Below are 11429 nucleotides of genomic sequence, written 5' to 3' on the forward strand. Positions count from 1 at the left end.
ATATGAGTTGCGGTGAAATACGGTCTAAATTTGCCTAATTCCAGGCAAAACAGTCCGTATTCCACCGCAACTTGGTTTATCTGCCCTTGGGCTTGCTGGCGTAGAACTTCTTCTTTTTGGGCTTGCCGGCGCAGGCAGGCTTGCCGTCGCCGCGCGACCCTCGATCTCCGGCCTGCGCTTGCGCGGGCGTCGTTGCGCGGGGCTTGCGGGCCTCGGGGTTGCGCAGCTCTTCGGTTCGCTCTGCAATCTCCTCGGCGCTAAAGCCGACTTCGGCCATGGCGTCCTCGATGGGCAGGCGGCGCACGATATAGCAATGGTGCACCTTCTGGTTGCGCGCAAAGTCCTCCGGGATGGTCTGCGCCGTAATGTCCTCTAGCACGACGCCCGCGCGCGCGAGCTTGCGCGTCTCGGGGCGGAAGCCGCGCAGGTTGCAGCTAAAGATGGCGTGGCCGCCCTGTGCGAGCAGGCGCGATACGCCGGCCAAAAGCTCAACATGGTCGCGCTGGACGTCCCAGGTGCGGCGGCCCATCTTTGAGGAGTTCGAAAACGTGGGCGGATCGACAAAAATCAGGTCCCAGCGGTTGCGCGTCTGGCGTTGGTCGCGAATCCAGGCAAGCACGTCGTCGCGCACAAAATGATGCTGCGGACCAACAAAGCCGTTCTGGCGCATATTGCGCTCGGCCCAGTCCAGGTAGGTGTTGGAGAGGTCGACCGTCACAGTTTCCTCGACGCCGCCGTCTGCCGCATAGCAGGTAGCGGTGCCGGTATAGGCGAACAGGTTGAGAAAGCGCCGCGCCTGCTTGGCGTGCTCGCGCACCAGGTTGCGGGTGACGCGGTGATCCAAGAAGATGCCGACGTCCAGGTAGTCGTCAAAGTTGACGGCAAAGGTAAGGCCGCCCTCCTCGATGAGCGGCAGACGACGGCGTGCGATATTGGCGCGCTCGCCCGAGCCGCCCTTGCCGGCGCCCTGCTTGCCGTACTGCGAGCCGCCGCGCGAACGCATGCGGGCCTTGGCGTGCACGTGCTCGGCGGGAACATCTAGGATGCGCGGCGCGATGGCCAGAATGTCGAGCATGCGGGCCTGGGCAAGCGCGGGATCGATGGTCTTGGGCGCGGCGTATTCGGCGATGACGAGCCAGCGGCCCGGCGTCTGCGGGCAGCCCTCGTATAGATCGATGGCGGCGGAGTAATCGGGTAGGTCGGCATCGTAGACGCGGTAGCAGCTCACGCCCTCGCGCTTTGCCCACTTGCGGCGCAGACGGGCGTTCTTGCGCAAGCGGTTGGCGAACTGCTCGGACTCGGGGATGAGCACGGGCAGCGGCTTGCCGTCGCCCAGGTCGAGTGTGGCGGCAGGTTCGGGCATGGGGGTGCTGGCGGCTTTGTCGTTGACTTCGTTGGTATCCGCAACCTCGGCCTCGGCATCTGCGCTGGTCGCAGCCTCAAACGCTGCGGCGGCGTGGTCGAGCGACGGCCAGACTTCGACGGTCGCCTCCTCGTTGTTGGGCATGACGGCGATCGAGCGCTCGGGCTCGGCGTGGAGCGAGCGGGCCAGCAATCCATCGCGGGTGAGCGCGGCGACCGGCGCCGCGGCAAGCTCGGGCGCGCGGCGCAGCTCGCCGACCAGCGTCATGGCGTCGTGCATGAGCGAAAGCGGGGTCTCGGTGGTGTCTGCGACCACGGCGGCACCGGCAACAGCGCCTGCATGGTCCAGCACGGTGGCTGGCTTGGCAGCGCAAAAGTCGACAAAACGCTTGTAGCCGGCGCACTTGACCATGCGCTCGGCAGTCTTGCGGGCAGCGGGGTCAATGTCCACGGCGACAATGCGCACCTGGCGCTCGCGCGCCGCCGCCTCGCGTTCGCGTGCCTCGGCAAGCAGCTGCTCCCACAGGGCGGCGTCGTGCGGCTGCCAGCCTTCAAAGCCCCAGCGCTCGCGTGCAGCGCCCGGGGCGCGGTCGGTCAGAATGTTCACGGCTTCCAGCAGCAGACCGCCGCCGGCGCACGAGGCGTCGATCAGCGTGGGCAGGGCTTCGTTCTCGTAATCGTCGGCCGTCAACTCGCGCTCGCATAGTGCGGTCCAGCCGACCTGCGCCAGCAGCAGGGCGGCGTAGTCGGGGCGCAGCACGTGCGCGCCCTCGCCGGCGCGGGTCGCTGCGGGCGGCAGGCGTTTGAACAGCGGGTCGCCCGAAAGGTCCAGGCTTATGCTCGCACGGCGCTGGCGCAGCGAAAGCAGTAGGTGAACATCGGGGTCGGCGGCATCGACATCGGCACGACGGCCCGTGGTCTCGGCCAGACGGTCGCACAGCGCGTCCTTGGCGCGCAGGGCCGAGAAGCGCGTGTTGCGCAGCTGCTCGGTCACGCCGCGGGCGGTGATGGCGATGGTGGCGCCGGGGCGGATGATGTTCTCCCAGGCGATGTCGTAAACGCTATCGTACAGTTCGTCGGCATCCTGCGCCTCAAAGCGCCCAAGAACCACGAACACGCGGCTCGCCAGGCGCGACCACAGACAGGCGCGGTAGCCTTCTTCGAGCTCGCCCTCAAACGTAGCGCGGCCCTTCAGCCGGCGGACATGCGAAAGCCCGAGGCGTTTAAGCTCATCGGCGAGTGCGGACTCAAAGCCCTCGGGGCAGCTTGCGTAAAATTCCATGGGTGACCTCTCTGGTTGCGTCGCTCCATTATATGATGGATGCTTCGTTTGCCCTTATCCTCGAAAGGAACCCATATGATTGATGCGTGCCCCGATTCCGCCGTGCTCTTTTTTGACGTGGACGGCACGCTGACGTCGTTCGATCCCGACGATATGACCGATAAGGACTTTTCGGCGGTTCGCCCCTCGCAGACGGTGGTTGAGGCGTTCCGTGCACTGCGCGATGCAGGGCACAAGGCATTTATCTGCACGGGTCGCCCCCTGTGGCTTATCGCCGATAGCCTGCGTGCGCTCGACCCCGCGGGCGTCGTGGCCATGGCAGGTGCCACGCTCGAAGTCGAGGGACGCGTGGTACACGAGGACTGCTTTGACGAAGACGTTATCGAGGAGCTTGCGCGTCGCATTACTGTGGCAGGCGGCGAGGCGTTGTTCGAGACGAACGGTGCCACTTATTCACTTGAGCCAGTTGGTGTCGAACAGTCATTTCTGCTAGGCGCCGGCGTGGTGCATGGCGTTGATCAGATGCGCGTCGATGGCCGCTTGCGCGTAGGCAAAGTGTGTATCTCCGCGGGCGACCTGGCTCGCGTAGCCAACGATGACGGCTTTATCGATTGCGAGTTTGAGCTGTGCAACACCGGTGGCCAGAATCGCGAGCTGAGCCCCAAGGGTATTGACAAGGGCGTGGGCGTGGCGCGAGCGCTGGCGTATCTGGGCCGCGAAGGAAATGCGCGCACCTTTGGCTTCGGCGATTCGGGCAACGACCTGGGCATGCTCGCTTCGGTCGAGACGGCTGTCGCCATGGGCAACGCCATGCCCGAGGTCAAGGCGGTCGTCGACTACGTGACCGACGATGTCGCACACGACGGCACCGTCACAGCGATGCGGCATTTTGGGTTGATTGAATAAATGGCCGGGTCGCCCGCAGGGGGGGCGACCCGGCCATTTGAGCTATTTTGCAATATAGAGCTTGGGATGGCTGCGACTGTTCTCGATCGCCGCCGTCATGATGCCCTCGTCGTCTCCATCAACGATGATGCCATCGAGGTCATCGATCTGCGCGGACTGATAAAAACTGGTCTTGTTGAACTTTCCCTGGTCAACCATCATGTAACTCTGGTTTGAGTTGGTCAGGTACATATGCTTGATCATGGCTGAGAAGTCGTGCTCGACGGTAAAACCGTGGTCGGGGTGGAATCCGTCGGCACTGACAAACGCCTTGTCGGCATGGAGTTTGCTCATGCAGTCGAGCGTTAGCGCGCCCGCGAGATAGAGGTGGCCCTTGCGCACGGAGCCGCCCAGCAGCACTACCGAAGCATTGGGGAGATTAAAGCTGGCATAGTTCGCGATTGCAAGATCGCCGGTGATAATGGTGATCTCACGCTTGTCCATGAGGGCCTTAGCGAAGTAAAAGCCTGTGGTGCCGATATCAATTACCAGAACATCGCCATCATCAACAAGAGTTGCCGCGGTTGCGGCGATGGCCTCTTTGGCCTCGACTTGGACATTGATACGCTCCTCGGGATACGAGATTGCGTTGGAGCGAGAAAGCGATACCGCTCCGCCGCGTACGCGACGCAGCTTGCCTTCGGATTCCAGCGAGACGAGGTCGTGTCGTGCGGTGACTTCCGAAACCGAAAAACGGCGAACGATGTCGGATACCGAGATATTTGGCTTTTCGGCCAGCCAGTTCATAATAAATCGCTGACGCTCGGCCGGTGAAAGGTCTGAAGTAGATGCCATATGCCGCTCCTTTTGAACGAAAGGCAAAAGATACGCCTTTCGTAATCGAAATATAACGTATCGATATGAAAAGGACAAGGCAAAATCGAATGAATCAAATGAACGGAATGGCATGTCCCAAATGCATGCGTAGCAGATAGTTTGCACTTAAATAGCGTGTAGAGGGTCTTGTTCTGAAGGTGCCGCCCAAAAGAAGTACGTTCACACCCGATATTCGACCGTTCACGGAAAGATGACAATTGAGCTTTCGATAGCTTTTGAAATGGTTTATAAAAGAAAACCGAAAAGCTTTTGAAACAAAGAAGAAGGCTTTCGATGGCAATAGTGCTAGATGAGAAAGGACCGAACATGGCGATCAAGGTGTTTGCCGACGGCGCTAACCTCGAAGGCATGCTTGACATGCATGACAATGGTAACGTTCAGGGTTTCACGACCAATCCTTCCCTTATGAAGGCCGGTGGCGTGACTGACTACCGCGCTTTTGCCAAGACGGTTCTTGAGCACATCACCGATGTGTCGGTCTCTTTTGAGGTATTTGCCGACGACGAGGCGGGTATGGAAGCCGAGGCCCGCGAGATTGCAACCTGGGCAGACAACGTCTACGTTAAGATCCCGGCACTCAACACCAAGGGCGAGTCCACCGCCGCGCTGGTCAAGCGCCTTTCTGCCGACGGTATCAAGGTGAATGTCACTACCATCTTCACGCCCGAGCAGGTCGACGAGTTTGTCGATGCCGTCTCTGCCGAGACCCCCTCTATTCTGTCCATCTTTGCCGGTCGCATTGCCGATACCGGCGTCGATCCGCTGCCCCTCATGGCGGAGTCCGTAAAGAAGGCTGCCGTCAAGCCTGCTGCCGAGGTTCTTTGGGCGTCTACGCGCGAGGTCCTCAATATCTTCCAGGCGGAGTCCGTTGGCTGCCAGATCATTACGGTTCCCAATGCCCTTCTTGCCAAGCGCAAGAATTTCGGAAAAGATTTACTCGAGTACTCGCTTGATACGGTCAAGGGCTTCGCCCGCGACATTCAGGCACTTGGTTTCCATATCCTGCCCGAGGAGTAGGGGGCGAGCATGCTGACCGATCTTCTTAAGCCCGAGCTTGTTGCCTGCCACGTCGAGGCCTCCGATTGGGAGGAAGCGATCAAGGCATGCGGTAAGCTGCTAGTTGACGCCGGCAAATGCGACCAGAGCTATGTTGACGCCATGATTTCGTCGGTTCACAAATTCGGTCCCTATATGGTCTTGGAAGAGGGCATTGCCATGCCTCACGCTCAGGCCGATGGCAATGTGAGCGAGGCCGGCATCTGCATTGTCACGCTTGACCCTGCCGTTGCATTTGGACATGAGGATTTCGATCCGGTTCACGTGCTCGTGGGTATTTGCGCACCCGACCCCAAGGCTCATCTTGGCTGCTTGGCGGAGCTTTCGCAGATGTTCGAGGACGAGGACTGCGTTGCCAAGCTCAGCGCATGCGATACGCCCGAGCAGGTTTTGGAGACCATGCGTTCATTCTTTTAGGCCTTAATGGCACGGCGATGCGTCGCCGCTTTTGGATAGACGGAAAACCGTCACGTGTAGGAGAGGAAGGTTGCCATGCATATCATCACCGTATGCGGAAACGGCATCGGGTCTAGCCTGATGCTCGCTGGCAAAGTCGAGGAGCTTTGCGAGGAGGAGGGCATCAAGGCCGACGTTGAGTCTATGGACCTGAACGGTGCTTCTTCCGCAAATCCGGATCTGTTCATCACCGTTAAGGAGCTCGCCCCCGAGCTCCACGGCAACGTTGTGATCGTTCGCAGCTATGTGAACAAGAAGAAGATCCGCGAAGACGCCCTTGAGGCAATCAAGGCGGCCGCTGCTAACGCCTAAAGCGGCATAAAAAAGGGCGGTTCCCTGTGGAAGAGGGAAACGCGCCCACGTTAGAGAGAAAGGAAGCGCAGATGCAAGCCATCCTTCCCATACTTGAGTTTATCCAATCGATTCTGACCAAGCCAGCGTGGATCATGGGTCTGTTTGCCTTTGTGGGCCTTGTTGCGCTCAAGCGCCCTGCCCACAAGGTGATGACGGGAACCCTGAAGCCCATTCTTGGTTACATCATGCTGTCTGCTGGCGCCGCTGTTGTTCAGGAGAACCTTGCTCCGCTGGGGACCTTCATCGAGACCGGTTTCCACATCACCGGCGTCGTGCCTAACAACGAGGTCGTCGTTTCGATGGCTCAGAGCGTCCTTGGCGTTCAGACCATGATGATCCTGATTCTCGGCTACGTCGTAAACATTATCATTGCCCGCTTTACCAAGTTTAAGTACATCTTCCTGACGGGCCATCACAGCATGTTTATGGCTTGCCTGCTGTCTGCCGTTCTGCAGGCATCTGGCTTCCAGGATGTCCAGCTTGTCATCGTGGGCGGCATGTTCCTGGGCCTCGTGAGCGCTATGCTTCCCGCCGTTGGTCAGCGTTTCACCGAGAAGGTTACCGATGGCGATGAAATCGCCATGGGCCACTTCGGTTCACTCGCCTATTACATCTCCGCTGCAGTCGGTACGCTTTTTGCTAAGGACGCCGAGGAGAACAGCACCGAGAAGATCGAGGTTCCCGAGAAGTTTGCCTTCCTGCGCGACACCACCATCTCCACGGCTCTTACCATGGCTTTCTTCTACCTGGTTACCGCTTTTGCCGCTTACATCGCAGATCCTGCGGTCGTTACCAAGACCGCTGGCGGCGACAATGTGATCGTCTATGCCCTGACTTGTGCCCTGTCCTTCGCCGTCGGTGTCACTATCGTCTACAACGGCGTCCGTATGATTCTCGCCGACCTGGTCCCGGCTTTCCAGGGCATCTCCAACAAGCTGATCCCCGGTGCCATCCCCGCCGTCGACTGCGCTGTCTTCTTCCCCTATGCTCCCACCGCCGTCATCCTCGGCTTTGTCGCTTCCTTTATCGGTGGCGTTGTCGGTATGTTCATCGTGGGCGCTACCCTGGGCATCTTCATCATCCCGGGCATGGTTCCCCACTTCTTCTGCGGTGCTACCGCCGGTATCTACGGCAATGCCACGGGCGGTCGCAAGGGCGCAGCTCTTGGCGCTTTCGTCAACGGCCTGCTCATCACTTTTGCCCCTGCTCTGCTCCTGCCCGTTCTTGACGTCTTTGGCTTCAAGAACACTACGTTCGGCGACTTCGACTTCTCCGTCATTGGTATTACGCTCGGCCGCGCTGCCGAGGCCTTCGGTACCACCGGTGTCTACGCGATTCTCGCCGTCCTTCTGATCGTCGCCTTCGTCCCCAACTTCATCCACACCAAGGGTGCTGTGATCAACCACGTTGAGGAAGAGTAATCCAGGCATACGTTAAGCCCTAATCGGGCGGAGCTCCGATAACCGGCTCCTACACGGAAGCGGTGACGTCTCAAATGAGGCGTCGCCGCTTTTTGTTTTGGAGCGATTGCGAAAACGCGCCGGTGAAGCGCTGTCTCAGCGCCGCCAACGGAATCAACCGCGATGATTAGCAAAAACGTTTTGCCGCTGGGGCGTCGATATAAAAATGGTAAAACCGCAAAACCGTTCGCCGAGAAGATAAAAAACCGCAGTTCACGCCTTAATAAACGTAGGTAAAGTGTTTAGCAGCTCAATGCCCGTATGCAAACGAAAGGAATCAGGCAGATGGCAATCAAGGTGTTCGCTGACGGTGTAAACCTCGAGGGCATGCTCGACATGTACGAGAACGGCAACGTTCAGGGTTTCACGACCAACCCGTCCCTTATGAAGAAGGGTGGCGTGACGGATTACCGCGCGTTTGCCAAGGAGGTTCTGGCCCACATCACCGATGTGTCCGTCTCGTTTGAGGTCTTTGCCGACGACGTCGAGACCATGGAGGTCGAGGCCCGCGAGATTGCTACCTGGGCAGATAACGTCTACGTCAAGATTCCATGCGTGACCACCAAGAGCGAGTCCACCTCCGAGCTGGTCCGCAAGCTTTCGGCCGATGGCATCAAGGTCAACGTCACCACTATCTTTACGCCTACGCAGGTTGACGAGATGATCGATGCCGTTGACGCCGAAACGCCGTCCATCATCTCGCTTTTTGCCGGCCGTATTGCCGATACCGGCGTCGATCCCATTCCGTTTATGACGGAGTCGGTCAAGAAGGCCGCTGCCAAGCCCAACTGTGAGGTCCTGTGGGCGTCCACGCGCGAGCTTATCAACATTTACCAGGCCGAGGCCTGCGGTTGCCAGATCATCACGGTGCCAAATAGCATCCTGGCCAAGCGCAAGAACATCGGCCGTGACCCGTACGAGGTCTCGCTTGATACCGTGCGCGGTTTTGCCAAGGATATCGCCGCTTTGGGTTTCCATATTCTGCCCTAAGCAAGGGTACCCCCTGCGGCGACGTGCAAAATCGCGAGTTTTCAGCATGGTAAAGACTTTTACCAGCTGGTTGAAGCGCGGAACGGCCCCCGTTTTGGCCCTAAAACGCCAAAACGGGGGCCGTTTTTGCTTTTATGGCCCTCTGAAGCGCCGCGGGGCTATCGGGAGATGCTGAATACTCGCAATTTTGCACGCCGCGAAGAGGGGGACGTCCGCTTTGGCGGCTATTTGCCCTGCACCATGGTGAGGGAGATTTTCTTGCGGTCGCGATCGACCTTTTCGACCCACACCTTGACCGTGTCGCCGACGCGCACCACGTCGCTGGGGTGCTTGACAAAGCGGTTGGCCAGCTTGGAGATATGCACGAGGCCGTCCTGGTGCACACCCACGTCGACGAAGGCGCCAAAGTCCACAACGTTGCGCACCGTGCCCTTGAGTTCCATGCCGGGTTCCAAGTCGTCGATGGAAAGTGCTGAGCGGCTAAAGACCACCTCGGGCGCGTCGTCGCGCGGGTCTCGGCCGGGCTTCTTGAGCTCGTTGACGATGTCGATGAGCGTGAGGGTGCCGCAGTCCAGGTCGCTTGCCAGCGCCGAGATGCTGCCGATGCGTCGCTCGATGTCGGGCACGCCGCCGCGGCTGAGCTCGCTTGCCGCCACACCCGCACGCTCCAGGACGGCCGTGGCCACCTCGTAGCTTTCGGGGTGGACGCTCGTCGCATCGAGCGGGTTCTTACCGCCGCTGATGCGCAGGAAGCCCGCGGCGTTGAGATATGCCTTGGGTCCCAGCTTGGGGACCTTCTTGAGCTGGCGGCGATCGGTAAAGGCGCCGTTCTCCTCGCGGTAGGCCACGATGTTTTTGGCTACGCTCGGCGTGATGCCCGATACGTATCCCAGCAGGCTCGCACTTGCAGTGTTTACGTCGACGCCCACGCGGTTGACGACGTCCTCCACCACATGTCCCAGGGTGCGCGAAAGCTCGGCCTGGTCAAGGTCGTGCTGGTACTGGCCAACGCCGATGGACTGGGGCGGAATCTTGACGAGCTCTGCCAGCGGGTCTTGCAGGCGGCGGCCCAGGCTCATGGCGCCACGCACGGTGACGTCCAGGTCGGGATATTCCTGGCTTGCGAGCTCGGAGGCGGAGTACACCGATGCGCCGGCCTCGTTGACGATGGTGTATCGCAGTCCAGGCGCCTGTTCGGCGATAAACTCCGAGACGACTTCCTCGGTCTCGCGGCTGGCGGTACCGTTGCCGATGACGATGGTGTTGACGCCGTCCTTCTTGACGAGGCGGGCGAGCTCACGCTTGGTGCCGGCAACGTCGTGGCGCGGCTTGGTGGGGTAGACCACGCCGTGGTCGAGTAGCTTGCCGGTCTCGTCCATGACGGCGACCTTGCAGCCGGTGCGGTAGCCCGGATCGAGTGCGAGCACACGGGCGCCGCGCACGGGGCGTGCCGAGAGCAGGCCCTCGAGATTCTTGGCAAAGACGTTGATGGCCTCGGTCTGCGCGCGGACGGTGAGCTTGGCGCGGGCCTCGCGCTCCAGCGAGGGGGCCATGAGGCGCCTGTAACCGTCGGCGATGGCGGCGTCAAAGACGGGTGCGAACACGCCCTGACGACGGGGCCAGCGGCTGCCGAGGCGCGCCGTGGCGGCGGCGCTGTCGACGTTCACGCGCACGCGGAGCTTGCCCTCGCGCTCACCGCGGTCGATAGCCAGCACGCGGTGGTTGGGTATACGGCGCAGCGGCTCGTCATAGCTGTAGTACGGCTCGTAGGGAGTCTTCTCGGTGGGGTCGGTGGCCTCGACGACGATGTCGGCGGTGTTCTGCGTAAAGGCGCGCAGGTCGGCGACGTTCTCGGGGTCCTCGGCCACCGTCTCGGCCACGATGTCCGCCGCGCCGGCAAGCGCCTTTTCGGTCGTGTCGAAGCCGGCCTCCTCGTTGACGTATGCCGCGGCGGCGTCGAGTGCGCTGCCCTTGACCGAGGCCTGCATGATGATCATGTTGGCGAGCGGCTCAAGGCCTGCCTCGCGGGCCTTCTGCGCGCGAGTCATGCGCTTTTTGCGGTAGGGCTTGTAGAGGTCCTCGACACGCTGGAGCTGCGTGGCCTCGCGAATCTGCTGCTCGAGTTCGGGCGTGAGTTTGCCCTGGGCGTCGATGAGCAGGATGACGTCCTCTTTACGCTGCTCAAGATTGCGCAGGTAGGACAGGCGCTCGTCGAGTGCGCGCAGGGCGACGTCGTCCATGCCGCCCGTGGCTTCCTTGCGGTAGCGCGAAATAAAGGGGATGGTGTTGCCCTCGTCGATGAGCTTGACGGCTGACTCGATGTTGGCGGCCTTAAAGTTGAGCTCGCGGGCGAGCTGGGCGATAAGATCCATGGGACTCCTTGCGTTTAAGGTGCGTTTGCAGCACAGGGCTACCAAGGATACCACCCGACGTTCTGCCAAAGCAGTCTTTTTGGGACGGGGCTAAATTAGCTGTTTTTGGATTAGGGCTCAGTTGCGATTTGTTGATTCATCGATATTGGGATGGAGAACCAGCTAATTTAGCCCCGTCCCAAAAAGACTGGTCCTCCACCACCTCCCAAATCATCCTTACAAAACGAGGCCCTGGCCAAACGGCCAGGGCCTCACCACTTCTTTTCAGGCTGCGAGAAAAGACCGTGTGCGCAGGAGCTCCCCGAGGGAGACGGG

General features: G+C 60.4%; 9 protein-coding genes. 6 read left to right on the forward strand and 3 right to left on the reverse strand.

Going from position 1 to position 11429, the window contains the following annotated elements; all coding sequences use genetic code 11:
- Positions 1-76: 76 nt before the first annotated feature.
- The gene (gene rlmKL, locus ACTQVX_RS05405; protein WP_441559364.1) at positions 77-2644 is read right to left on the reverse strand and encodes a bifunctional 23S rRNA (guanine(2069)-N(7))-methyltransferase RlmK/23S rRNA (guanine(2445)-N(2))-methyltransferase RlmL; all 2568 of its coding nucleotides are present in this window, start codon (positions 2642-2644) and stop codon (positions 77-79) included.
- 75 nt (positions 2645-2719) lie between these two features.
- On the opposite strand from rlmKL, the gene ACTQVX_RS05410 reads away from it, so the two are divergent.
- On the forward strand, positions 2720-3550 hold the full coding sequence (locus ACTQVX_RS05410; protein ID WP_441540802.1) for an HAD hydrolase family protein: 831 nt from the start codon (positions 2720-2722) through the stop codon (positions 3548-3550).
- Positions 3551-3592: 42 nt separating this feature from the next.
- On the opposite strand, the gene ACTQVX_RS05415 is transcribed toward ACTQVX_RS05410, so the two are convergent.
- The gene (locus ACTQVX_RS05415) at positions 3593-4384 is read right to left on the reverse strand and encodes a DeoR/GlpR family DNA-binding transcription regulator (protein WP_320677128.1); all 792 of its coding nucleotides are present in this window, start codon (positions 4382-4384) and stop codon (positions 3593-3595) included.
- A gap of 348 nt (positions 4385-4732) precedes the next feature.
- On the opposite strand from ACTQVX_RS05415, the gene ACTQVX_RS05420 reads away from it, so the two are divergent.
- From ACTQVX_RS05420 to ACTQVX_RS05440, 5 genes are all read left to right on the forward strand, one after another.
- Positions 4733-5443, forward strand: a complete 711-nt coding sequence (locus ACTQVX_RS05420; protein WP_117564350.1) for a transaldolase — start codon at positions 4733-4735, stop codon at positions 5441-5443.
- A gap of 9 nt (positions 5444-5452) precedes the next feature.
- Positions 5453-5899 (forward strand): PTS sugar transporter subunit IIA, encoded by a 447-nt coding sequence (locus tag ACTQVX_RS05425; RefSeq protein WP_154517874.1) that lies wholly within the window; start codon positions 5453-5455, stop codon positions 5897-5899.
- A 75-nt stretch (positions 5900-5974) separates the two neighbouring features.
- Complete coding sequence (locus ACTQVX_RS05430) at positions 5975-6250, forward strand: PTS sugar transporter subunit IIB (protein WP_022094539.1); 276 nt, start codon at positions 5975-5977, stop codon at positions 6248-6250.
- A 71-nt stretch (positions 6251-6321) separates the two neighbouring features.
- Positions 6322-7713: a PTS ascorbate transporter subunit IIC gene (locus tag ACTQVX_RS05435; protein WP_117635569.1), complete on the forward strand. Its 1392-nt coding sequence runs from the start codon at positions 6322-6324 to the stop codon at positions 7711-7713.
- A 324-nt stretch (positions 7714-8037) separates the two neighbouring features.
- Entirely contained in the window at positions 8038-8742 is a 705-nt protein-coding gene (locus ACTQVX_RS05440; protein ID WP_441560510.1) for a transaldolase, read from the forward strand.
- 224 nt (positions 8743-8966) lie between these two features.
- Here ACTQVX_RS05440 and ACTQVX_RS05445 read toward each other — a convergent pair whose 3' ends face one another.
- Complete coding sequence (locus tag ACTQVX_RS05445) at positions 8967-11114, reverse strand: Tex family protein (RefSeq protein WP_441560511.1); 2148 nt, start codon at positions 11112-11114, stop codon at positions 8967-8969.
- Positions 11115-11429 lie beyond the last annotated feature (315 nt).

This window comes from Collinsella sp. LCP19S3_A6 (assembly GCF_052122015.1).
Taxonomy (GTDB): Bacteria; Actinomycetota; Coriobacteriia; order Coriobacteriales; family Coriobacteriaceae; genus Collinsella.